Origin of the sequence: Geomonas azotofigens (assembly GCF_018919395.1) — a bacterium.
GTDB lineage: Bacteria > Desulfobacterota > Desulfuromonadia > Geobacterales > Geobacteraceae > Geomonas > Geomonas azotofigens.
The window spans coordinates 88,737-110,931 of sequence record NZ_JAHLME010000009.1 but is presented as its reverse complement, the minus strand read 5'-3'; the positions used below and the strand labels follow the sequence as shown (position 1 = coordinate 110,931).

Below are 22,195 nucleotides of genomic sequence, written 5' to 3'. Positions count from 1 at the left end.
CGTTATCGAACCGATCGTTCACGGGAGGGGATACTCATGATGCGCAACTTCACCATAATCCTGCTGCTTCTTCTGTTTTGCGCCGCCACGGCGCCGGCCCAGGAGACACCCCCGGCGGCTGAAGCGGGCCGGCTGGCGACCTTGAGCGTCCTCAGCATCCTCCCCGCCCAGGCCGAGCCGGGGACCACGGTGACCCTGAACGGCACCGGGTTCACCTCCGCCACCAGCGTCATGCTCGGCAGCCGCGAGCTCCCGGCCCAGGTGGTCGGGGGACGCATCATGACCTTCGAGCTTCCCGAACTCCCCCCGGGCGCCTACGCCCTGTTCCTGAAGCGCGAGGACGGTGCCACCACCCGCCCCTTCAACTTCGTGCTGCAGGCCCAGAAACCGGTGGTCACCTCCCTCATCCCGGACACGGTCACCAGCTGCGCCACCGGCAGGGAGCGCGAGGTTCTGGTCAACGGGGCCAACTTCCGCAACGGCACCCGCGTCCTCCTGGACGGCGCCGTGGTCACCACCCGCTTCATCTCCCCGGTCATGCTCGCCTTCACCGCCCCGACGCTCCCCGCGGGGGTGCACCAGGTCCAGGTGAAGAACCCGACCGACGCCTCGTCGAGCGTACTGGCGCTCTTCATCGACGCCAAGCCGGAGATCGCCAACGTCTCGGTGGGAAGGGACTTCGTGAACTACTATGAATTGGTCGTGACCGGAAAGAATTTCCACCAGAACTCGGTGTTGGTCGTGGACGGCAAGAGACTCGCCACCGGGAGACAGCTGGTGGGCGAGAGGGAGCAGCTCGTGTACGGCGGGTGCAACCAGATGACCTACCAGAGGTTCCCGTACGACCCGACCCCGAAGCAGATCACCCTGCAGGTGGTGAACCAGAACGGCGAAGAGAGCGGCCTGTTCACCATCAACGCCCCCTGACCGGTCAGTCGACCGGTTCCTCCAGTACCACCAGGTAGCCGTCGGGATCGAAGCACCACAATTCGTAGGTCCCGTACGGCTTGCGCTCCAGGGGATAGAGGATCTCGAGGTCCTCCTCCAGGAGCTCCTGGTAGATATCCTCGATCCCCTCCACCACCAGGTGCAGCGTCATCCCCACCCCGCGCGGGAACCCCTCCAGGCGCGCCTGCAGGATGGGGTGCAGCTGCGCCACCGCCTGATCCTCCACGAAGATGAACTGGAATTCGTCCCCCTCCAAGACCAGGTGCTCCGGCGCTCCCAGCGCCGTGATCGGGCGCTGCAGCGGCAGCCCCAGGATCCCGGCGTAGAAGGCCTCGGTCGTGCCGAGGTCCGAGACGCACAGCTGTATGGTGACGGCCGCGGTCACTCGCCGAACCAGGAGCTGGTGTACCTGCTGATCAGCACCATCGAGTTGGTGAAGATCAGGATGCCCACCACGACCATGAACGCGCCGGTGATGATCTCGAAGAGCCGTATGTGCCGCTTGAAGCGGCGGAAGAAGATCAGGAACTGGTGCAGCGCGAGCGCCGCGATGAAGAACGGGATGGCGAGCCCCATCGAGTAGGAGAGCAGCAGCCAGACGCCGCGCCCTTCGGTGGCGGCGACGGCCAGGATGGTGGCGAGGATCGGTCCGATGCAGGGGGTCCAGCCGGCGGCGAAGACGATGCCGACCACGATGCTGCCGAGGTAGCCGGCAGGCTTTCTGTGCAGGGTCAGCTTCTTCTCGCCCAGAAGCATGGTGATGTCGAAGAGCCCCGAGACGTGGATGCCGAAGACGACGATCAGGGCCCCGCCGATGCGCCGGATGGCGGTCTTGTGCTCGTGCAGGAAGTCGCCGACCAGGGTGGCCGACGCGCCCAGCAGCACGAAGACGCAGGTGAACCCCGCGATAAAGAGCAGGGAGTGGATGATGGTCTGCTGGCGCACCTTGTGGCTTGGGTGCTCGGCGTTCAGGTCGGCGAAGGAAAGACCCGTGATGTAGGTGATGTAGGACGGGATGAGCGGCAGCACGCAAGGGGAGAGAAACGACAGCAACCCCGCCACGAAAGCGCCGATCATGCTGATGTTGTTCGTTTCCATACCTTTCCTCCTGGCGTTTAGCGGTTGCGCCCCGCGACCATCAGGGGCTGGCGTGCGGCATTACTTGTCGGTCATCAGTTGCCGCAAGGCCTGCATAACCTCGGGGTGGCTCCAGTCCAGTCCACCGACCACCTTCTTCCTGATCACCCCTTTGGGATCGACCACGAAGGTCTCGGGGACGCCGGTGGTGCCGTAGCGCCGGGCGACCTGCCCGTCGGAGTCCAACAGGGCGGGAAGCGTGACACCGCCGCGCTTGAAGAAGTCCTCCACGGCGTTCTTGCCCCCCTCGTCGATGGAGATGGCGAGCATCTGGAAGTTCTTCCCCTGCATGGCCTGGTTCAGCTTGACCATGGACGGGATCTCCTCCCGGCAGGGAGGGCACCAGGTGGCCCAGAAGTTCACCAGCACCAGCTTCCCCTTCAGTGAGGAAAGCTGCACCGGCTTGCCGGAGAGGTCCTTGAGCGTGAAATCCGGGGCCGGGTTTCCCTCCAGGGCCGGCACGTCCGCCTCTTTCTTTGCGCACCCAGCCGCGGCCAGGGCCAGCGCCGCTATCAGCAGCAAGGCAGCGATCCAACGTTTCATCATTTCCTCCCCGGTTGCGTGATGTTGTATTTTTCCATCCGGTAAATCAACGTGTGGCGCGGGATGCGCAGGAAGCGCGCCGCGGCGGTCTGGTTCCAGTCGCAGCGGTTGAGCGCCTCCAGGACCACCTCCATCTCGAGCTGCTCCAGCGAGTACCCCCCCGCCGGCAGCCGGAGCACCCCTCCCTCGGGAGCGGGGGCGGCGGCCGATATCTTGGCGGGGAGCTCGTCCACCCCGATCTGGTCACCCTCGCGCATGATGAGCAGGCGCTCGACGGTGTTCTCCAGCTCCCGCACGTTGCCCGGCCAGGCGTACTCCTTGAGCCGTTGCAGCGCCTCCTTGGTGAAACTCACCCCTTCGGCGCGGAACTTGCCGCAGAAGTAGCGGATCAAAAGCGGCACGTCCTCCACCCGTTCCCTAAGCGGCGGGAGCTGGATCGGGATCACCGAAAGCCGGTAGTAGAGGTCCTCGCGGAACTTTCCCTCGGCGATCCAGCGCTCGAGGTCGGCGTTGGTGGCCGCCACCACCCTGAGGTCGATCTTCTGCAGCGAGGTTCCCCCGACCGGTTCGACGACCCGTTCCTGCAAGACCCGCAAAAGCTTCGGCTGCAGCTCGATGGGAAGGTCCCCCACTTCGTCGAGAAAGATGGTGCCGCCGTCGGCCAGCTGGAACTTCCCCTCCTTGTCGCGGATGGCGCCGGTGAAGGCCCCCTTGACGTGGCCGAAGAGCTCGCTCTCCAGGAGGTCCTTGGGGATGGCGGCGCAGTTGACCGCGACGAAGGGGGCGCCGCGGCGCGAGCTCCCGGAGTGGATGGCGCGGGCGACCAGCTCCTTGCCGGTCCCCGACTCGCCGGTGATCAGCACGGTGGCCTCGGTGTCGGCCACCTTGCGCACCACGGAGAAAACCCCCTCCATGGCGCGGGAGGTCCCCACGATGCTCTTGAACTCGGAGCGGCCGGAAAGCTCCTCCTTGAGCAGGCGGTTCTCCTCGGAGAGCCCCTGCAACTGGAGCCCCTTCAGCACGGTCAGCTTCAGCTCCTCGCGGTTGAAAGGCTTGGTGAGGTAGTGGAAGGCGCCCAGCTTCATCGCCTCGACGGCGGTGTCGATGGCGCCGAAGGCGGTCAGCACGATGACCACGGTGGAGGGGGCGCGCTCCTTGACCGTGGAGAGCACCTCGAACCCGGTGATCCCCGGCATCTTCAAGTCGGTGATCACGAGCTGGGGGGACTTCTCCTCGAAAAGCTGCAACCCCGCGGTACCGTCGGCGGCCGTGTAGACGTCGTACCCTTCCTGCTGCAGGTTGTACTCGAGCACGCGCCTAAGCGAGCTGTCGTCGTCTATGATCAGTATCTTTGGGGGCATGGTTTCCCGGATGAGGACGAAAGGGGTCGTAAAGGAGACAGCTCAATTTTTAACCGATTTGCCCAGCAAGGGCAACCCTTTTTATAATGAGCCTAATGTCCCGTCACCGGTCTCGCCGTCGGCGGGCACAGCGAAGCAAGCAACGGCGCGAAACGCGGGGGACGTCCAGGAAAGATACGCGGGTGCTGCTCACATGAGAGAAAGGGGGCCTTGAAGGGGAGTGAAAATGGCGGACGGGGAAAGCGAGGGAAAAGGGGGACGGCTGGCGCCGCTGGAAACGAGCGGTGCCACGGGTCGCCCCGACGCCGTGGGCGCGGGGAGGGAAGTGACGCGACGGGCGCGGGCGCTAGGGGCGACGCCCCCGCGACCTGCGAGGCCCGCCGAAGTAACTTTGGGTCAGTTCGCGGGTGCCGACGGCCAGAGGAAGCAGGTCTTCGTGCCGCTTCAGCGTCTCCGGCAGCGAGGGGCCGTCGGTGATGATGAAGTCGTCCTCGCCCAGACAGGTCTTGGCGAAGAAGCGCCCGGCGGCGCTGCAGAAGATGTTAATGCTAAACACCTCCCCGTTCACTTCCAATTCAGACGAGTGCAACAGCATCTCTTCGTCCACATCTCCCCCCGGAATCCCATAACACTGAATATGAAGACGTGGATGAAATAGCAAGAACTACACCAAGGAAGGGGGAACCGAGATCGGTGGAACCGTGAACGGCGGAAAGCCGCAATTCCCCTTGAGGAAAACAAATGAGCGCCGAATAACCGGCGCTCATTAAGGAACGGAGAAAACGACGGAAGCCTGTCCTTTTCCGAAATTTTGACGTCAAAACCGTTAAATGGCGGGACCGCTACTTCGACCTGGTCACCACGTAGTCGGCGAGTTCCGCGAGGGCGTCACGGGCGGCGGAGGGGGGGAATTTCTCCAGGTGCTTCTTGCAGAGGGCGACGTGCTCGCCGGCGGAGGCGACCGTGTGCTCGATGCCGCCGTAGCGTTGCACCAGTGCCAGCACCTGGCCGAAGTCCTCGTCCGACAGGAGGTCCTTCTCGACGACCGAGGCGATGAAGTCGCGCTCCTCGTCGCTGCACTTTTTCAGGGTATGGATCAGCGGCAACGTGATCTTTCCCTCCTCCAGGTCGTGGCCGATGCTCTTGCCGAACTGCTCCTCGCTGGCGGTGTAGTCCAGGGTATCATCCATGAGCTGGAAAGCGATGCCGAGATCCATGCCGTAGTCCGCGACCGCCTGCCTCAACTCCGGCTGCGCGCCGCCCAGGATGGCGCCCACCTCGCAGGCCGCCGACAGCAGGATGGCGGTCTTGCTACGCACCACCTCGATGTAGCGCTCCACCGTGATCTCCAGGTCGCTGGTGCAGACGAGTTGCAGCACCTCCCCTTCGGCGATCATGGTGGTGGCGTCGGCGAGAACCTTGAGGATGCCGAGGTCACCGTCGGCGACCATGAGCGAGAAGGATTTGGAAAAGAGGAAGTCGCCCACGAGGACGGAGGCCTCGTTGCCCCAGAGGGTGTTGGCGGAGGCGAGGCCGCGGCGCAGGTTGGCGTTGTCGACGACGTCGTCATGGAGCAGGGTCGCGGTATGGATGAACTCCACCACGCTGGCCAGCGGTACGCTGCGGCTACCCTCGTAACCGCACAGCCTGGCCGCCAGCAGCACCAGGGCCGGGCGGATCCTCTTGCCACCGCTCGAGAGCACGTACTCGCCCACCTTGCGAATCAGCGGGACATCAGACTGCAGATCCTTCTTGAACTGCAGTTCCACGTTTTTCAGATCTTCCCCGATCAGGGCAAGCGCTGCATCCATATCAAGGCCTCGGTTCTGCGACTCGCGCTAGGGCAGTCTTACATTTAAAAGTATTAACGGCACGAAATCGCGCCGTTTTTTCGCACCAGCCGGTGCTGGAATTTTAATGGGAAACGACGGAGCACTCTAGCAAATCCGTATTCATTATTCAAGGCATTTCGTCTCGGGAAGCGGGGTGGGAAGGGGAGGACGGGAGCCGCGCGGGGCGGTGCAGGATGAGGAGCGGGCGGGGCTGCAAAGCCCCGCCCTTCGGCGTCACGCCGCCTGTTGCTCGCGGTTGACCAGGCCGCAGAGCCTCAGTTCCTTTTCAAGCTTCGCCTTGGTAAGCCCCAGGGCACGGCACATCTTCTCGCGGTTGCAGTCGTAGCGCTCCATGGCCATGAGCAGCAGCGCCTTTCTGAGCGATACCGAGAGCTTGTCCATGACGTGCTCCTTGGAGGTCGCGGAGATCAGGGTGAAAAAAGGTTCCAGGCTTCTCTGGAAGAGCTGCGCGCTTTCGTCGACGTGGATCTTGCGGTCACTGTTCATCTTTCTCACCCTCATCAAGTTGGATGCGATCTTGTCCATATCCTCGTTCAACAACCGCCAGACATCCGGATCGTAGGCCACGGTCAACACCACGGCGATGCGTTCCGCATCAGGAGGCTGTTGCCGCTTGACCAGCACCACCTCCATCGCGCCGAACCCGTCTCCCGCCGTACAGGCCCCTCTATGATTGCTCACCATGCCCCACCTCCCAGTTGCGGTACCGAACCGGAGCCGGCTTCGCGCTCCCTGTTCTTTTTCGATGGCTACCTTATCCGATTCAACTGCCGTACCAACTCCTGCGATCTACGGCGTTCCATGGCAACCGCCTGTTTCAACGTGGTTTTTACCGCGAGAGCGTCGCGACTGCGTCCACTTCACGCCCCGCACTCATGTTCACAAGTTGCACAGTGAGCGTCCGGCTGTGCAATCCGCGCCTAGCGGGAGCCCCCTCGTCCCCTTCGCGGCACCCACGGCACAGCGCGCGAAAGGCGATCCCACCACCGCCTCATACTTGAATAAAATCTAATCCATGGTATCATGCCCCGACGCACATGAGAATGAAGCGGGCAACGCCCTAATCAACGCAGGAGGCACCATGCAAAAGCTGCAGCTTTGGGAGCGCTACAAAAACCGGCTCTACCACCACGCCGAACTGGATATGAGCGTCGACACCAGCCGCATGAACTTTCCCGACTCCTACTTCGACGAGATGGAACCGCGTCTGCAGAAGGCGTTCGAGGAAATGGCCGAACTGGAGGCGGGAGCGACAGCGAACCCCGACGAGGAGCGCATGGTCGGGCACTACTGGCTCAGGGCACCGGAGCTCGCGCCAACAGCGGAACTGACCGAAGAGATCAAGGCGACGCTCGCCTCGGTGAAGGCCTTCGCGTTGTCCGTGCACCAGGGGAACATCGCGGCTCCCGACGGGCACCGCTTCGAGAACCTGCTCATCGTCGGCATCGGCGGCTCCGCCCTTGGTCCCCAGTTCGTGGCCGACAGCCTGGGGGGGGCGCAGGACCGGATGAAGGTCTTCTTCTTCGACAACACCGACCCCGACGGGATGGACAAGGTGCTGTGCGAGATCGGCGCCGGCCTCAAGCGGACGCTGACCGTGGTGATCTCGAAAAGCGGCGGCACCAAGGAAACGCGCAACGGCATGCTCGAGGCACGCCAGGCCTTCGAGAACGCGGGGCTCCACTTCGCCGCCCACGCGGTCGCCGTGACCGGCAGCGACAGCGAACTTGACCGGACCGCCTCGCAGGAAGGATGGCTGGGGACACTTCCCATGTGGGATTGGGTCGGCGGCCGCACCTCGGTCACCTCCGCCGTGGGCCTTCTCCCCGCCGCGCTGCAGGGGATCGACATCGACCGGCTCCTGGCCGGCGCGAGGATCTGCGACCAGGCCACCCGCAGCCGGAGCACCAGGGAAAACCCCGCCGCCCTGCTCGCCCTCTCCTGGTTTCACGCCACCGGCGGCAAGGGGGAGCGCGACATGGTGCTCCTCCCCTACAAGGACCGGCTGTTGCTGTTTTCCCGCTACCTGCAGCAGCTCATCATGGAGTCGCTGGGCAAGGAACTGGACCGCAACGGCAAGAAGGTCCTGCAGGGGATCACCGTCTTCGGCAACAAGGGGTCTACCGATCAGCACGCCTACGTGCAACAGCTGCGCGAAGGGGTTGCCAACTTCTTCGTCACCTTCATCGAAGTACTCAAGGACCGGGAGGGGGCATCCCTGCTGGTCGAGCCGGGAGCGACCTCCGGAGACTACCTGTCCGGCTTTTTCCAGGGGACCAGGTCCGCCCTCTATGAAAAGGAACGGGAATCGGTTACTATCACCATCCGCGAAATCTCGCCCGCCAGCATCGGCGCCCTGATCGCCCTCTACGAGCGGGCGGTCGGGCTGTACGCCTCGCTCATCAACGTGAACGCGTACCACCAGCCCGGGGTCGAGGCGGGCAAGAAGGCCGCCGGAACCGTGCTCAAACTCCAGGGGGAAATCCTGGAGATGCTGCGGCATCAGCCCGACCGCGACTTCACCTGCGAGGACATGGCCATGACCCTGGCGCGTCCCGAAGAGGTGGAGACGGTGTTCATGATCCTGCGGCACCTGGCCGCCAACCCGAGCCACGGGGTGAGCGTCACCCCCGGCGACAAGGTCTGGGAGAACAGGTTCCACGCCGCCGGATGAAATCACAATCCTTAACGCAAAGGCGCAAAGGCGCCAAGCCGCAAAGCTAAAGAACAGCTTGAGGCGTAGAGTTTAAAACGCTCTGTTTACCCTTTGCGCCTTTGCGACTCTGCGCCTTTGCGTTAAGTCTTCCAAGGCGCGCGGTGACGCGAAAGAAACAGAGACTTTTTGGAGCACGAGGAGCAGATGAAGACAGTAGACCTGAGAAGCGACACGGTAACACGCCCGTCTGAGGCGATGCGCAGGGTGATGGCCGCCGCCGAGGTAGGTGACGACGTTTATGGCGAGGACCCGACGGTAAACAGGCTGGAGGCCATGGCGGCGGAACTGCTGGGCAAGGAGAAGGCGATCTTCGTCCCCAGCGGCACCATGAGCAACCTGACCGCGCTCCTTTCCCATTGCGGGCGCGGCGACGAGTACATCGCCGGGCAGGACGCGCACATCTACCGCTGGGAGGGGGGCGGCGGCGCCATCTTCGGCGGCATCCAGCCCCAGCCCCTTGACGTCGACGAGGACGGGACGCTGAACCTGGACCAGGTGCGCCGCGCCGTGAAGCCGGCGGACCACCACCATGCGGTGACCAGGCTGCTTTGCCTGGAGAACACCCAGGGGGGCCGGGTGCTCCCCCTTCCCTACCTGGAAGAAGCGGCGGGCGTGGCCGGGGAACTAGGCCTCGCCATGCACCTCGACGGCGCACGCGTCTTCAACGCGGCGGTCTACCTCGGGGTCCCGGTACGGGAAATCGCCCGGCATTTCGATTCCGTGTCGGTCTGCCTCTCCAAGGGGCTCGGCGCGCCGGTCGGCTCAGTCCTTTGCGGCAGCGCCGATCTGATCAACCGCGCGCACCGCTGGCGCAAGGTGGCCGGCGGCGGCATGCGACAGGCGGGCATCCTGGCGGCTGCCGGGATCCACGCACTCGAGCACAACGTGGAGCGTCTTGCCGAGGACCACGAGAACGCCGAGCTTCTCTCCAGCGGTCTCGGCCACATCGACGAGCTCCTGGTGAGCCCGGCCCGCACCAACATCCTCTTCGTCACCCCGCCGGCGGGGACCGCGCCGAGACTACGCGAAGCGCTCGCCGCCGAAGGGATCCTGATCGGGGGAGGCGACGTGATCCGCCTGGTCACCCACCTGGACGTGGACGGCGCCGGTGTCGAGCGCACCGTGACCGCCTTCAAGCGCTTCTTCGCGAACCGGGGGAAGTAACGTGGCCGAGATAACCTGGAACGATTTCGAGCAGGTGGAGATCAGGGTGGGGACTGTGCTGGAGGTGGAGGAATTTCCCGAGGCGAGAAAGCCCGCCTACAAGCTGGTGGTGGATTTCGGCGAGGCCGGGGTGAGAAGGTCGAGCGCTCAGATCACCAAGCACTATACGCGTGAGGAACTGGTGGGGAGACAGGTGATCGGGGTGTGCAACTTTCCCAGGAAGCAGATCGGGCGTTTCTTTTCCGAGGTGCTCATCACCGGATTCGCCGACGAAAACGGCGACATCGTCCTCGCTGCCCCCGAGCGGAAAGTTCCCAACGGCAGCAGGCTTTGTTGACCCCTCCGCATCCCTTCAGAGTGTGCGACAACACCTGTAGGGGCGAATAATCATTCGCCCGCCTCTCCCCATCCCCTCTCCCCATCCCCTCTCCCATAGGGCGAGGGCGGAGATGGTCTACTCCCCCTTGATTTTCAAGGCCTCCGCATAGACCGCGCTTTTTTGCAGACCCGTCTCCTGGGTCACCCGCTTCACGGCGTCCTTCAGTGACATCTCGCCGCCCGCAAGGTATTTCTGCAGCAGCTCTTCCATCCCCGGCCCGGCATCCGACTCCGGCTCCTGCGCCGGGCTCACCAGGATGGCCACCTCGCCCCGGACCTCCCGCCCGCGCACCTCTTCAACCAGCGTCGAAAGCCGCCCGCGCAGAAACTCCTCGAACATCTTGGTCAGTTCCCGCGCCACCACGACCTCGCGGTCCCCGAGCGTTTCCAGCATATCCTCCAGCGTCGCCAAGAGGCGCTTGGGGGACTCATAGAAGATCAGCACGGCCCGTTCCGCAGCAAGCGTCTGCAGCCTTTCCCGGCGTTTACCCTGTTTGTTGGGGAGGAACCCCGCGAAGCTGAAGTAGTCTGTGGGGAGCCCGGAAGCGGAGAGCGCGGTGACGGCGGCGCAGGCGCCGGGAATGGGGACCACGGAGATGCCGTCGGCCACCGCATCGCGCACCAGCTGATAGCCGGGGTCCGAGATGCAGGGGGTGCCCGCGTCGGTGATGAGGGCGACGCTCTGCCCCTCGCGCAGACGGTCGAGGATCTGGTCTCCCTTGAGTTCCTTGTTGTGGTCGAAGTAGGAGGTGAGCGGTTTGGAGATGCCGAAGTGGGTGAGGAGCTTGCGCGAGTGGCGCGTGTCCTCGGCGGCGACCAGGTCCACCTCCTTGAGGATGCGCAGGGCGCGCAGCGTGATGTCCTCGAGGTTCCCGATCGGGGTGGCGACTATGTAGAGAGTTCCGGGCATAACAGCAGAGTTGCCTTTGGTTAAAGTTCGTGCTGGTTAAAAAGCAAACCACTGGCCACGGAGAAAATCTGAGGAAATCTGAGAAAGGCAAGAGCGAGACTTTGGTTTAACCCAAAAGATTTTTTTGTTTTCTCCGAAGTTCTCAGATGTTCTCCGTGGCCAACGGTTTTGATTCTAAAAGATTTATGGGTTCTATTTGCCCCAATCCCGCGCGTAGCGGAAGTCGCGGTCGATGGTGCGGTTGGAGACCTTGGCAATGATGGGCAGGCGGCGCTTGAAGTGGGACCCCTGCACCTTCCGTGCGACGTTGTCGATGAAGGCGGCGTCGAAGCCGGCGGCGACCAGTTCCTCGCGGCTCATGCGCTGGTCCACCATGCGGTACAAAAGTTCGTCGGCCTCGCGATAGGTGAAGCCAAGCTCCTGCTCGTCGGTCTGCCCGGCCCAGAGATCGGCGGAGGGCTTCTTCTCGATCACCTCGCTCGGCACCCCCATCGCCTCGGAAAGGGCCCATACCTGGCTCTTGTAGATGTCGCCGATCGGGTTCAGCGCGCTCGCCATGTCGCCATGCAGCGTTCCGTAGCCCAAAAGGAGCTCGGTCTTGTTGCTGGTGCCGAGCACCAGACCGCCGACGGCTGCGGAATGGTCGTACAGGATGGTCATGCGCTCGCGCGCCATCTTGTTGCCGCGCCGCATGTTGTCGGCATCCGGGGTCAGCGTGAAGTAAGCGTCGATCATCGGGGTGATCTCGATGACTTTGAATTTGATCCCCAGGCTCTCGGCGACCAGCCGGGCATGCGCCTCGCTCTCGGGGTTGCTGGTCCGGTACGGCATGCAGTAGGCATGGACGTTCTCCGGCCCGAGCGCCTCTGCGGCGATATAGGCGACCAGCGCGGAGTCGATGCCGCCGGAAAGCCCGAGCACCCCCTTCCGGACGCCGACCTTGTAGACCTCGTCACGCACGAACCCGACCAGGATCTGGCGCAACAGCTTCGTATTAACCGTCAACCCGCCCATTAGCAGTCTTTCTCCCTGTCGATGCGTTTTAGCTCTTTCACCGTGATGGCCAGGTTCTCGTCCCGCATCATCGGCGAGAAGATCCGCTCGCGCCTGAGCGCGCCGCCGTCCACCTTGGCCAGCACGAAATCCTCTTCGAGGATGGCGCCGCGGTCAGTCATCTCGCCGGAGGGTGAGATCGCCTCCGAGCCGCCCCAGAAGTTGATGCCGTCCTCGTAGCCGACCCGGTTGCAATAGAAGACCCGGCAGTTGAGGAACATCGCCGTCGTGGTGGTGAGCTTCTGCCAGGCCGCCGCGGAGCCCAACCCCTCCGATTCCGTGACACCACGCCCCGGGCTGGAGGAGAGGCAGATGAGCGTCATGGCGCCGTCCATGGCGAGGATGTAGGGTGCCGAGAGGTGCCACATGTCCTCGCAGATCAGCATACCGATCCGACCGAAGCGGGTGTCGAAGGCGCGGAAGCGCTCGCCGCGGGCCATGTAACGCTGCTCGTCGAAAAGACCGTAGGTAGGCAGATAGACCTTTCGGTGTACGTGGCGGATCTCGCCGGCCTCGAGGTAGACCGCGGAATTGAAGAAACGGTAATCGGCCGACACTTCGACGAAGCCGATGGCGATCGAGATCCGCTCGGAAAGTTTCTTCAGCTTCTCCATCTGGGGGGAGTCCAGGCGCAGCGCGACTTCGGGCACCAGGTCCTTCAAGAAGTAACCGGTGAGGGCCAACTCGGGAAATACGACCAAGTCGGCGCCGGCGGCGATACCCTTCTCGATGGCGGCCTCGGCCAGCGCCATGTTGTCGTCCAGGCAGCCCAGCTTAGGCTTTATCTGGGCCAGGGCAACGGTAAAATCCATGAGCTTCTCCGCAATTTTTTTCTCATTACTAGCACAGCGAAAGAGCCTTTGTAAACCTCAATGCTCTGGAAAGGTAGCGGGGCTCTCCTCCTCCCCCTGGAGGGGGGAGGCCGGGAGGGGGGCTTGCGGCTGATTCCCCCTCCCCTGCCCTCCCCCTCCGGGGGAGGGAGCACTAGCTTACAGCTAGAGGAGTATGACCAGCACCACGCCGCCGGCGATGACCGAGAGGTTGCACACCGCGGAGACGCCGTGCAGCTTGGAGAACTGCCGGCGCATTGGGTCTTCCTTGGGGGTCGTCTCGAAAGACGGGATCTGCTTCTTGATCTCGGCGGCCTTGGGCTCGATGTAGAAGGCCTGGATCGACGAGAGAGTGAGCATTACGGCGATGATGACGGCTGCGAGAACAGTCCCCTTGCCGGCCATGATCACGCGGCAGATGATCGCGATCAGACCGCAGGCGACGCCCCAGCGGAAGTAGCCGGGGAAGAAGAGCCCGACGATGCGGCCCGCGACGTCACGGCTTTCTGAGCGGAACAGGATCGGGGTAAGGACGAAGGTGAAGAGTGCGGCGCCTCCCAGCCAGAGGGAGATGGCCAGACGGTAGATTGCTGCGACAACCTGCATTACGTATCCTCCTTTGGGTGTTTCATTGAAAGAAAGGGCGAATGATTATTCGCCCCTACAGTGTCTGCTGGTTCGGCTACGCCCCTAGTAGGCAAGGTCGAAGGCGTTGCGGATATGGTCGATGTCCGGCAGGTCGTGCTCGTGCAGCACGATGGCGACCACATCGAAGCGCGCCTCGGCGTCGTAGAGCTTCTTCCTGGAGAGCCAGACCAGCGCCGCCTTCGATATCTGGCGCTGCTTGAAGGGCGTCACGGCAAGCTGCGGCGGACCGTAGTTGTCGTTCTTGCGGCATTTCACCTCGACAAAGACGATGGTGCGCCCGTCCCTGGCGACGATGTCGATCTCGCCGCAGGTACAACGGAAGTTGCACTCGACTATCTTGAAGCCCTGACCTTTCAGGTAGGTGGCGGCGATGGATTCCCCGGTGCCGCCGACAGAGCCGTTGCTGTTGCTGACTGGCATAGCCGTCCTCGCAGAGATAGTGCCGTCCCGTGAACAAGACAACAGTGTAACAGCAAGTCCAGTGAGCGGATAGCTGAGAATGGGAAAATTAGTGGTGTTAGAAGGAGAAAAGGCCGCTGGATGCGTCGGAGGCGCCGCCGGGCACGGCGGGGCAGTGTTGCTTGACGCCGCTGAAGCTTCTGCGGTGGATCGGGCAGGGGCCGAGTTCGGCGATGGCGGCCAGGTGCGAGGCGGCGCCGTATCCCTTGTGGCTGGCGAAGCCGTAGCCGGGAAACTGCGCGTCGTACTCAACCATCATGCGGTCGCGGGTCACCTTGGCGATGATGGAAGCAGCGGCGATGGAAAGGCTCAGGGAATCGCCCTTCTTCACGGTGCGCTGCGGGATGTTCATGGGAACGCTGGAGATGCCGTCGATGAGGAGAAAATCGGGGGTGATGCAGAGGCCGCGCACCGCGTCGCTCATCGCCGTAAGCGTGGCCTGGAGGATGTTGATGCGATCGATGAGAGCGTGGTCGCCGATGCCGACGCCCACCGCCAGTGCTTCCCGGTGGATCACGTCGAAGAGTTCTTCCCGCTTCTCCTCGGTGAGCTGCTTGGAGTCGTTCACCTCGGGGAGGATCATACCCGTGGGGAGGATGACCGCCGCGGCCACCACCGGACCCGCCAAGGGGCCGCGCCCGGCCTCGTCGATGCCGGCAATGCGCGCATAACCGCGCCGCAGCGCCTGCCCTTCCAGGGCAAGCATGTCGATGGGGGAGTCAGGAGTGTCGAAGAGACCGGTCATATTAAACCCAAACCATTGGCCACGGAGAAAATCTGAGAACTTCGGAGAAAACCCAAAGCAGGAGAAAAGCTTTGGGTTACCCCAAAAGTCTTGTGCTTCTCTCAGATTTCCTCAGATTTTCTCCGTGGCCAATGGTTTTGCTTTTGGCATTAAAAAAAAAGCCCCGGTCGCCGGACCGGGGCTTTTTGGAGCTGCGTGCCGATTTACTGACCGGCGACGTACTTCCTTTCCTTGATCCTGGAAGCCTTGCCGCGCAGCTTGCGCAGGTAGTACAGCTTCGCACGACGTACCTGGCCGCGGGTCACGACTTCGATCGCCTCGATGGACGGGGAGTGCAACGGGAACACCCTCTCCACGCCGACGCCGTTGGAAATCTTCCTCACGGTGAAGGACTCACGGATACCGCCGTTCTGACGGCCGAGGCAAACGCCCTGGAAAGCCTGGATACGGCTCTTGTCACCCTCGACGATCTTCACCTGCACCTTGATGGTGTCGCCCGGTACGAAAACCGGGATGTTCTTCTTCATCTGTGCCATTTCAATCATGTCAATCTTGTTCATTTGGTACTTCCTCCCTTATCTGGAACCTCTAGCATAAGACTTAATACTGACAGTGAACCTGCGTTACTCGACTACAACCTATGCGTCCGGCGCCTAGCGCCCGAAAAGCCTGTCCAGCATGATCGATGCCGCGGACCGTACCGAGAGGTGGTTGTATTCACCCGCCCCCTTGATCGGCTCCAGCACCAGATCGCTCTTGTTGAACACCTGCTCGATGAGCCCCCATCCGGTTCCCAGAAGCAGCAGGTAGGGCTGCTCGGGGTCCGCGTCGATGAGCTCCTTCAGTTCGGCGAAGGTCACGCTGTTGGGCCTGCCGGAGGCGCCGGTGACGACCACCTTGGGCCTGCGTCCGGTGCGGCTCTCGATGTCGGCTATGGTCGACTCCAGTGACTCTTCGCACTGCAGCGTCTCCAGCGCCATCTTCCGCTTGGGGTTGTAGGTGGAACCCCAACCGGTGAGCCAGTGCTCCCGCACCTTCTCAACGAGCTTTACCTGCTCCTCAACCGGGGTCACGATGTAGTAGCGGGCCAGACCGAAGGTCCGGGTCAACCGCGCCATGTCGTGGATGTCCAGGTTGGTTACCGAGGTCGCCACCACGTCCTTGTGCTTGTCGTACACCGGGAAGTGGATCAGCGCCATGCTGAAATTCGCCGCCGAGGTCATGCCGTCCCCTTAGCCAGATGGGGATCCAGCCCCAGCTCTTTCAGAAGTTTCTTGTCCTGCTTGCTCCACTCGATTCCGTCGAGGAGCTCGGGACGGGAGGCGAGCGTTCTCCTGATCTGCTCCTTCCTGCGCCACTTGGCGATCTCGGCATGGTTGCCGGAAAGGAGGATGTCGGGAACCTTCTCGCCCCTGAATTCAGGGGGCCTGGTGTACTGCGGGTACTCCAAAAGCCCGTCTGCAAACGAATCGTACTGGGCCGACTCTTCGTGCCCCAGTACCCCCGGCACCAGCCGGGATACCGCGTCGACGATGACCATGGCGGCGATTTCCCCGCCGGTCAACACGAAGTCGCCCAGCGAGATCTCGTCATCCACGAACAGGGTGCGGACCCGCTCGTCGACCCCTTCGTAGCGGCCGCAAATGATGATGAGCCCTTCCTCGCGGGAGAGCTCCTGCGCCACCTGGTGGGTGAAAGGGCGCCCCCCCGGCGTGGTCAGGATCACCTTCGAGCCGGGCCGCTGTTCCTTGACCGCCTCGATGGCGCCCGCGAGCGGCTCGACCTTCATCACCATCCCGGCGCCCCCACCGTAGGGTGAGTCGTCGGCCGTGGCGTGCTTGTCGAAGGCCCAGTCGCGGATGTTGTGCAGGCCGACCTCGATGAGTCCCTTGTCGCTCGCGCGCTTCAGGATGCTCTCGGTCATGGGACCCTCGAACATGGCCGGAAACAGGGTCAGAATGTCGAATTTCATAGATCGAGCAGCCCCTCGGGAAGAGAGACCGTCATGCGACCTGCTGCCAGGTCGACAGACAATACGACGTCCTCGAGCGCGGGGATGAGCACCTCGCGCCCGTGGTGCTTGACCACGTAGACGTCGTTACTGCCGGTTTCAATGATATCGACCAGCTCTCCCAGCTCTTCCCCATCCGACGTAACAACCTGGAGCCCCAGGAGGTCGGACCAGTAGAACTCGTCGTCGGGGAGTTCCGGGAGCGCCACCCGGTCGGCGTAAATCTCGCTGCCGACCAGGTGCAGCACCTGGTTGATGTTGTCGAACGGCTTCAGGGTCAGGATGACCCGTTTGCCGTTCATTTTGGCGGAGACCACGGAAAACTCCTCCGTGGCTCCTTTCGGAGACTTCAGAAAAACGCTCTTCAGCTGCGAGATGCTCGAGGCATCCCCCGCAAAGGGAATGACCCGCAACTGTCCCCTGATCCCGTGTGGTCCCTGGATCTTGCCAATCAATACTTTGTTACTACCGGACATCTATCACTCTACGATTTTAAGGATGGCTTTCTTGTTATCCTTTGTTGAGACAGCGTTGAGCAAAGTACGGATCGCTTTTGCCGTGCGACCCTCCTTGCCGATGATACGCCCCATGTCCTCTTTTGCGACGGTCAGCTTGATTACGTTGGTCTCTTCTTCCAACTCCTCGGTTGCTTTCACCTGGGTGGGATCGTCTACGAGTGCCCTGGCGATGGTCTCAACAAGCTCTTTCATGTCGCTATCCTCTGTAGTGTGGGATGCCGGCTGGCCGGTACTAAGAGATATTAAGCGGCAGGGGCGACGAACTTCTCCCAGATGCCGGTCTTCTTCAGGATCTGCTTGACCGTGTCGGTCGGCTGAGCGCCTTTGCCGAGCCACTCCAGAGTCTTCCCTTCTTCCAGGTTGTACACCGCCGGGTTTTTGTTCGGGTCGTAGGTACCGACGTTCTCGATGAAGCGCCCGTCCCTGCGGCTACGGCAGTCAGCAACTACTACCTGGTAAAAGGGTTTCTTCTTAGCGCCCGCACGTGCAAGTCTGATCTTTATTGCCATTTCTTCCTCCTGGTATTCTCGGATCCTTGAGATCCGCCATTGCGTGTATTGTGTTTACGATTCTGGTAACTGTATCTGAGTTGGTGCAATAGTCAAAGGCAAGCGGTTTAAAAGGGGAGCATCCCTTTACCCATGCCTTTCATCCCTTTCATAAGCCCCTTGGGGCCCATCTTCTGCAACTGCTTGACCACCTTCTGAGCTTCGGTGAAACGCTTCAGGAGTTGGTTCACTTCCTGGATGCTGGTGCCGCTACCCTTGGCGATCCTCAAACGGCGGCTGCCGTTGATGATGGTGTGGTTGGCGCGCTCCTTCGGTGTCATCGAGTCGATGATCGCCTCGATCCTTTTCAGTTCCTTCTCGGAAGGCTGGGCACCCTGCATCTGCTTCATCGCCTTGCCCATGCCGGGGATCAGGTTCATGATCGATTCCAGCGAACCCATCTTCTTGATCTGCTGCAGCTGATTTCTGAAGTCCTCGAGGTCGAACTGCCCGCTCTTCTTCATCTTCTGCTGCAGACGCTCGGCTTCCTTCTCGTCGAAGGTGGCCTGCGCCTTCTCGATCAGGGTGAGCACGTCACCCATGCCGAGGATGCGGGAGACCAGGCGGTCGGCGTGGAACACGTCCAGCGCGTCCAGCTTTTCGCCCAAGCCGACAAATTTAACGGGCTTCCCGGTGACCGCCTTGATGGAAAGCGCCGCGCCCCCCTTAGCGTCGCCATCGAGCTTGGTCAGGATGACGCCGGTGATGCCGAGGCGGTCGTTGAAGCCCTGGGCCACGTTGACCGCTTCCTGGCCGGTCATGGCGTCGGCCACGAACAGGATCTCGCGCGGGGCCAGCTCGTCGCGGATACCCTCCAGCTCCTCCATCAGGTAGTCGTCGATCTGGTGGCGGCCGGCGGTATCGAAAATGACGACGTCGAAGCCGTTCAGGGTCGCGTAGCGGTGCGCCTCGCGGCAGATGTCCAACGGCTTCTGGGTCGCCAGCGAGCCGAACACCTCGATGTCGAGCTGGCGGCCGAGCACCTTCAACTGCTCGATCGCGGCCGGGCGGTACACGTCGGCCGGGACGAGGAGCGGCTTCTTCCGCTGCGCCTTCAGGTGCTTGGCCAGCTTGCCGCACGAAGTCGTCTTACCGGCGCCCTGCAGACCGACCAGCATGATCGCCACCGGCGGCTTGGCCGCCAGGTCGAGCGAGTTGTCCTCGCTGCCGCCCATGAGGAGCACCAGCTCGTCGTGGACGATCTTGATCACCTGCTGCCCAGGGGCGAGGCTCTGCAGCACCTCGGTGCCGACGGCACGGGTGCGGACCTTTTCGACAAAATCCTTGACGACCTTGAAATTAACGTCGGCTTCCAGCAGCGCGAGACGGACCTCGCGCAGCGCGTCCTTGACGTTGTCCTCGGTCATCACCCCCTGGCCGCGGAGCTTCTTGAAGACCAGGTCGAGTTTATCGGAAAGAGTTGCAAACATCTATGAACCTATAAGTCACCGAAATGACGTGTTTATTTTTCAGAAAAAATGACACGGGCCGGCAAAAGCGCACAGGTATCCCGCGGCAAGAGAGTCACTTTAGTGGATATAGTCGCAAATTGTCAAGCTAAAACCTTTAGCAACAACGAAAAACGCAAACCATTCGCCACTGAGAAAATCTGAGGACTTCGGAGAAAACCCAAACCAGAAGCAAAAGACTTTGAGGATTACCCCCAAAAACCTTTTGGCTGTCTCAGCTTTCCTCCCCGGCCAATGGTTTTTTACAGCCGCACCACCGAACGTGCCGCAAGCATGGTTTCGGCGATGGTGAACATGTTGGTCACCCCTCCCGCCGCCAGCGTCTCCTTCTTCTTGAAGAAGTCGAGGCAGATGCCGCAGGAGAGCACCTCGACGCCGCGGTTGCCGAGCTCGTTCAGGGTCTCGACCACCTCGGAACCTTCGGCGGCAAGGAGGACGCCGGTATTGACGAAGAAGATCCGGTCCGGCAGCTCGCTCAGGTCCATAAGGGTCATGATGAAGTTCTTCATCAAGAGGCGCCCCAACTCCTCCGGGCCGTCACCCATGCGATCGGAACCGATCAGCATCACGGTGGGTCCGGCGGCAGCGGCGGGTGCGGGTGCCGCTTCGCGCGCGGCCGTGACGCCCGGGCCGGTGATGGTGAATGCGAAGCCGTCTTCGAGCTGTTCCTCGTGCACCTGGTAACCGCGCCCCTGCGCGAATCGCTTCACGTTCTCGCGCGGCGCGCCGTCGTCAAGAAGCACGTGCAACTCACCCTGCGCGGACTCGAGCGCCCGCTTCACCTGCACTACCGGCAGCGGACAGGCCATTCCCCTCACGTCAAGCTTGTTCATTTTGGTCTCCTATCTTCACGAAGGTCTCTCCGTTTTTTCTGTACAGCTCGCGCGGCAGGAGCCCCGCCGCGGCGAGCGCCCCTTCCACCTCGCTCCGCACGTCCTCGGCGTACCTGATGGCCAGGCCGCAGTCGGCCGCGAGGGCGCGCGGCGCGGGAATGAGGAGTATTTTGAGCTGCTTATCCTTCAAGAGCCGCTCCGCCTCCATCACGCGGTGGATGGAATTGAAGATGGCCACGAAATCTCCGTCTTTTATCACGGCAACTCCTTATCCTGGTTGAAAAGCAAAGTAATAGAAGCACATTGACAAAGGGAGGTCAAACCCATAGTATTACCGACCCGAGAGGTAAACATGGAAACAGTGCTTTACGCGGCGGCACTCGTAGTCGTGGCCACGTTGATCAACATCCCCCTGGGATACCAGCGGCAGTCCTACCCGAAGTTCTCCTTCGGCTGGTACTTCTACGTCCACATCTCCATCCCCGCCATCATCTACTTCAGGATCAAGACCGGGCTGGGCTGGGGATTTATCCCCTTCAGCATATCCAGCGCCGTGTTGGGCCAGATCATCGGCGGCAGGATGTACCGCAAGAGACACCCGGTTGACGAGGAATAAACGTCCCAAGATGAAAAGGCCGGCGCCGGTCACCGACCTCCTCACCGCCCTCTTGCGCGGCACCCCCGCCGAACTGAGACTCAAGGAGGGGCGCATCTGGGAAGTCTGGGACGAGGCCGTGGGCGACAAGATCGCCGTGCATGCCCAGCCCGCCTCCTTCCGCGAAGGCACCCTCACCCTCCACGTCGACAGCTCCCCCTGGTTGCAGCAGCTCAACTACCTGAAGAAAGAGTTGATCACCAAGGTGAACGAGGCCCTGGACCAGGAGCTCGTCAAAGAGATCCAGCTCAAAGTTGGCAGAGTCAGAAAACCCTCCACCACCATCATCAAGAAACCCGTTAGGCGCGAACTAAGTGCAGAGGAGCAAGCGTGGGCCAAGGAGCAGGCCGAGTCCGCCGCCGATCCGGAACTGCGCGCCATCTTCGAGAGCCTGATCCGCAGAGACAGAGAACACCAGAAAAAAGAGTAAAAGGGCAGAAGCCAAAAGCATTAACGCAAAGGCGCCAAGGCGCGGAGACGCTAAGATTTGGGGGTAGCTGCAAAGCTCCCAAAAGCTTAAGGTGTTACACTGTTTCGTCTTGGCGACTTTGCGGCTCCGCGTCTTTGCGTTGAAGCCTGTAGATTCTCAGCTTTTCATCCGAATAACCACTCCCCTCACCTCTGACCATCAGGGGCGGCTCGACCTTCAGTTCTCCGGTTCTACCCTTCGCCAACTCGATCATGAACATCCTGGCATCCATGGAGCTGTTGCCGTGCACCATGCGCAGTCTCAGCGGCGCCAGCTTCTGCACGGCCGCCTGCGCCATCAGCTCCGCCAGGCGGCAGGTGTGGTAGATGAGGCAGATGCGGCCCGAAGGCTTCACGAGGTACTTGGCCGCCGCCAGGAAATCCGCCAGGGTGGCGCTCGTTTCGTGGCGGGCCTCGTCGCGCCCGGCGCGCGGGCTGATCTTTCCGGTCCCCGGGCGGCGGTACGGCGGGTTGGAGACCACGAGATCGAAGCTGTCCACCGGGAAGTGCGACTTCAGCGAGATGACGTCGTCCTCGACGATCCGGACCCGATCCGCGAGGCCGTTCAAGGCGACGTTGCGGCTCGCGATATCCGCCATGACCTGTTGGAACTCGATAGCCGTGACCGAGGAGTTTTGTGCCAGGCGTGCCAGGAGCAGAGCGATCACGCCGCAGCCTGTGCCGAGGTCCGCGCAGGACTCGCCGTCGCGCACCTTGGCGAAGTCCGCCAAAAGCAGCGGGTCCACCGAAAACCGGTACCCGTGCCGCGGCTGTATGATGCGCAAGTCATACCCCGACAACTCGTCTAAAGTTTCACACTCAGCAGAAACGACCATAAGAACCCTATATTTAACGCAAAGCCGCAGAGACGCAAAGGAAGCTAAAATCGATTTGGGCCTTGTGCTTCTCCCAAAAAGATTTCTTAGCGCCTTTGCGCCTTTGCGTTAA

29 protein-coding genes are annotated in these 22,195 nt (G+C 62.1%); 6 read left to right on the top strand and 23 right to left on the bottom strand.

Features of this window, described 5'->3' with window-relative positions:
* Nucleotides 1-36 precede the first annotated feature (36 nt).
* Nucleotides 37-927, top strand: coding sequence for an IPT/TIG domain-containing protein (locus tag KOL99_RS20305; protein WP_216512285.1), 891 nt, complete (start codon nucleotides 37-39; stop codon nucleotides 925-927).
* Between the two features lie 4 nt (nucleotides 928-931).
* Here the strand turns inward: KOL99_RS20305 and KOL99_RS20300 are convergent, their stop codons facing one another.
* The 7 genes from KOL99_RS20300 to KOL99_RS20270 all read right to left on the bottom strand — a co-directional run bounded on the left by KOL99_RS20300 (nucleotide 932) and on the right by KOL99_RS20270 (nucleotide 6,526).
* The gene (locus KOL99_RS20300) at nucleotides 932-1,333 is read right to left on the bottom strand and encodes a VOC family protein (protein WP_216512284.1); all 402 of its coding nucleotides are present in this window, start codon (nucleotides 1,331-1,333) and stop codon (nucleotides 932-934) included.
* A complete protein-coding gene (locus KOL99_RS20295; RefSeq protein WP_216512283.1) occupies nucleotides 1,330-2,046 on the bottom strand; it encodes a cytochrome c biogenesis CcdA family protein in 717 nt (238 codons plus the stop codon). The genes KOL99_RS20300 and KOL99_RS20295 overlap by 4 nt, the downstream gene beginning before the upstream one ends.
* Before the next feature lie 60 nt (nucleotides 2,047-2,106).
* Nucleotides 2,107-2,628 (bottom strand): TlpA disulfide reductase family protein, encoded by a 522-nt coding sequence (locus KOL99_RS20290; protein ID WP_216512282.1) that lies wholly within the window; start codon nucleotides 2,626-2,628, stop codon nucleotides 2,107-2,109.
* The gene (locus KOL99_RS20285; protein WP_216512281.1) at nucleotides 2,628-3,989 is read right to left on the bottom strand and encodes a sigma-54-dependent transcriptional regulator; all 1,362 of its coding nucleotides are present in this window, start codon (nucleotides 3,987-3,989) and stop codon (nucleotides 2,628-2,630) included. Before KOL99_RS20285 ends, KOL99_RS20290 begins: the two co-directional genes overlap by 1 nt.
* A gap of 346 nt (nucleotides 3,990-4,335) precedes the next feature.
* On the bottom strand, nucleotides 4,336-4,596 hold the full coding sequence (locus KOL99_RS20280; protein ID WP_328760860.1) for a hypothetical protein: 261 nt from the start codon (nucleotides 4,594-4,596) through the stop codon (nucleotides 4,336-4,338).
* A gap of 235 nt (nucleotides 4,597-4,831) precedes the next feature.
* A complete protein-coding gene (locus KOL99_RS20275) occupies nucleotides 4,832-5,800 on the bottom strand; it encodes a polyprenyl synthetase family protein (protein ID WP_216512280.1) in 969 nt (322 codons plus the stop codon).
* 255 nt (nucleotides 5,801-6,055) lie between these two features.
* On the bottom strand, nucleotides 6,056-6,526 hold the full coding sequence (locus tag KOL99_RS20270; protein ID WP_216512279.1) for a hypothetical protein: 471 nt from the start codon (nucleotides 6,524-6,526) through the stop codon (nucleotides 6,056-6,058).
* Between the two features lie 397 nt (nucleotides 6,527-6,923).
* Between KOL99_RS20270 and KOL99_RS20265 the strand changes: the two genes are divergently transcribed.
* The 3 genes from KOL99_RS20265 to KOL99_RS20255 all read left to right on the top strand — a co-directional run bounded on the left by KOL99_RS20265 (nucleotide 6,924) and on the right by KOL99_RS20255 (nucleotide 10,059).
* Nucleotides 6,924-8,516, top strand: a complete 1,593-nt coding sequence (locus KOL99_RS20265; RefSeq protein ID WP_216512278.1) for a glucose-6-phosphate isomerase — start codon at nucleotides 6,924-6,926, stop codon at nucleotides 8,514-8,516.
* A 186-nt stretch (nucleotides 8,517-8,702) separates the two neighbouring features.
* Complete coding sequence (ltaE, locus tag KOL99_RS20260) at nucleotides 8,703-9,722, top strand: low-specificity L-threonine aldolase (RefSeq protein WP_216512277.1); 1,020 nt, start codon at nucleotides 8,703-8,705, stop codon at nucleotides 9,720-9,722.
* Between the two features lies 1 nt (nucleotide 9,723).
* Nucleotides 9,724-10,059, top strand: coding sequence for a tRNA-binding protein (locus KOL99_RS20255; protein WP_216512276.1), 336 nt, complete (start codon nucleotides 9,724-9,726; stop codon nucleotides 10,057-10,059).
* 117 nt (nucleotides 10,060-10,176) lie between these two features.
* Here the strand turns inward: KOL99_RS20255 and rsmI are convergent, their stop codons facing one another.
* From rsmI to KOL99_RS20180, 15 genes are all read right to left on the bottom strand, one after another.
* Nucleotides 10,177-11,010 carry a 16S rRNA (cytidine(1402)-2'-O)-methyltransferase gene (rsmI, locus tag KOL99_RS20250; protein ID WP_216512275.1) on the bottom strand — a complete coding sequence of 278 codons (834 nt, stop codon included), beginning with the start codon at nucleotides 11,008-11,010 and terminating at the stop codon, nucleotides 10,177-10,179.
* A 192-nt stretch (nucleotides 11,011-11,202) separates the two neighbouring features.
* The gene (locus tag KOL99_RS20245; protein ID WP_216512274.1) at nucleotides 11,203-12,024 is read right to left on the bottom strand and encodes an NAD+ synthase; all 822 of its coding nucleotides are present in this window, start codon (nucleotides 12,022-12,024) and stop codon (nucleotides 11,203-11,205) included.
* Nucleotides 12,024-12,875 carry a nitrilase-related carbon-nitrogen hydrolase gene (locus KOL99_RS20240; RefSeq protein ID WP_216512273.1) on the bottom strand — a complete coding sequence of 284 codons (852 nt, stop codon included), beginning with the start codon at nucleotides 12,873-12,875 and terminating at the stop codon, nucleotides 12,024-12,026. The genes KOL99_RS20245 and KOL99_RS20240 overlap by 1 nt, the downstream gene beginning before the upstream one ends.
* Nucleotides 12,876-13,058: 183 nt before the next feature.
* Nucleotides 13,059-13,499 (bottom strand): DUF4149 domain-containing protein, encoded by a 441-nt coding sequence (locus tag KOL99_RS20235; protein ID WP_216512272.1) that lies wholly within the window; start codon nucleotides 13,497-13,499, stop codon nucleotides 13,059-13,061.
* A gap of 84 nt (nucleotides 13,500-13,583) precedes the next feature.
* Nucleotides 13,584-13,961 carry a YraN family protein gene (locus KOL99_RS20230; protein WP_216512271.1) on the bottom strand — a complete coding sequence of 126 codons (378 nt, stop codon included), beginning with the start codon at nucleotides 13,959-13,961 and terminating at the stop codon, nucleotides 13,584-13,586.
* 97 nt (nucleotides 13,962-14,058) lie between these two features.
* Entirely contained in the window at nucleotides 14,059-14,745 is a 687-nt protein-coding gene (locus KOL99_RS20225) for a ribonuclease HII (protein WP_216512270.1), read from the bottom strand.
* Nucleotides 14,746-14,948: 203 nt separating this feature from the next.
* On the bottom strand, nucleotides 14,949-15,305 hold the full coding sequence (gene rplS, locus KOL99_RS20220) for a 50S ribosomal protein L19 (RefSeq protein WP_129124523.1): 357 nt from the start codon (nucleotides 15,303-15,305) through the stop codon (nucleotides 14,949-14,951).
* 93 nt (nucleotides 15,306-15,398) lie between these two features.
* Nucleotides 15,399-15,968: an RNA methyltransferase gene (locus tag KOL99_RS20215; protein ID WP_216512269.1), complete on the bottom strand. Its 570-nt coding sequence runs from the start codon at nucleotides 15,966-15,968 to the stop codon at nucleotides 15,399-15,401.
* The gene (gene trmD, locus KOL99_RS20210; RefSeq protein WP_216512268.1) at nucleotides 15,965-16,717 is read right to left on the bottom strand and encodes a tRNA (guanosine(37)-N1)-methyltransferase TrmD; all 753 of its coding nucleotides are present in this window, start codon (nucleotides 16,715-16,717) and stop codon (nucleotides 15,965-15,967) included. Before trmD ends, KOL99_RS20215 begins: the two co-directional genes overlap by 4 nt.
* On the bottom strand, nucleotides 16,714-17,232 hold the full coding sequence (rimM, locus tag KOL99_RS20205) for a ribosome maturation factor RimM (protein ID WP_216512267.1): 519 nt from the start codon (nucleotides 17,230-17,232) through the stop codon (nucleotides 16,714-16,716). Before rimM ends, trmD begins: the two co-directional genes overlap by 4 nt.
* A 3-nt stretch (nucleotides 17,233-17,235) precedes the next feature.
* Nucleotides 17,236-17,466, bottom strand: coding sequence for a KH domain-containing protein (locus tag KOL99_RS20200; RefSeq protein WP_129124527.1), 231 nt, complete (start codon nucleotides 17,464-17,466; stop codon nucleotides 17,236-17,238).
* A gap of 50 nt (nucleotides 17,467-17,516) precedes the next feature.
* Nucleotides 17,517-17,783, bottom strand: a complete 267-nt coding sequence (rpsP, locus tag KOL99_RS20195; RefSeq protein WP_135869506.1) for a 30S ribosomal protein S16 — start codon at nucleotides 17,781-17,783, stop codon at nucleotides 17,517-17,519.
* A gap of 107 nt (nucleotides 17,784-17,890) precedes the next feature.
* On the bottom strand, nucleotides 17,891-19,252 hold the full coding sequence (gene ffh, locus KOL99_RS20190; protein WP_216512266.1) for a signal recognition particle protein: 1,362 nt from the start codon (nucleotides 19,250-19,252) through the stop codon (nucleotides 17,891-17,893).
* Nucleotides 19,253-19,533: 281 nt separating this feature from the next.
* Nucleotides 19,534-20,124 (bottom strand): sulfurtransferase-like selenium metabolism protein YedF, encoded by a 591-nt coding sequence (gene yedF / locus KOL99_RS20185; protein ID WP_216512265.1) that lies wholly within the window; start codon nucleotides 20,122-20,124, stop codon nucleotides 19,534-19,536.
* Nucleotides 20,111-20,383 carry a DUF3343 domain-containing protein gene (locus tag KOL99_RS20180; RefSeq protein WP_216512264.1) on the bottom strand — a complete coding sequence of 91 codons (273 nt, stop codon included), beginning with the start codon at nucleotides 20,381-20,383 and terminating at the stop codon, nucleotides 20,111-20,113. The genes yedF and KOL99_RS20180 overlap by 14 nt, the downstream gene beginning before the upstream one ends.
* Nucleotides 20,384-20,476: 93 nt before the next feature.
* Between KOL99_RS20180 and KOL99_RS20175 the strand changes: the two genes are divergently transcribed.
* Complete coding sequence (locus tag KOL99_RS20175; RefSeq protein ID WP_216512263.1) at nucleotides 20,477-20,740, top strand: hypothetical protein; 264 nt, start codon at nucleotides 20,477-20,479, stop codon at nucleotides 20,738-20,740.
* Nucleotides 20,727-21,209, top strand: a complete 483-nt coding sequence (locus KOL99_RS20170) for a DUF721 domain-containing protein (RefSeq protein ID WP_236026491.1) — start codon at nucleotides 20,727-20,729, stop codon at nucleotides 21,207-21,209. The genes KOL99_RS20175 and KOL99_RS20170 overlap by 14 nt, the downstream gene beginning before the upstream one ends.
* A 94-nt stretch (nucleotides 21,210-21,303) precedes the next feature.
* Here the strand turns inward: KOL99_RS20170 and KOL99_RS20165 are convergent, their stop codons facing one another.
* Entirely contained in the window at nucleotides 21,304-22,083 is a 780-nt protein-coding gene (locus KOL99_RS20165) for a tRNA1(Val) (adenine(37)-N6)-methyltransferase (protein ID WP_216512262.1), read from the bottom strand.
* Nucleotides 22,084-22,195 lie beyond the last annotated feature (112 nt).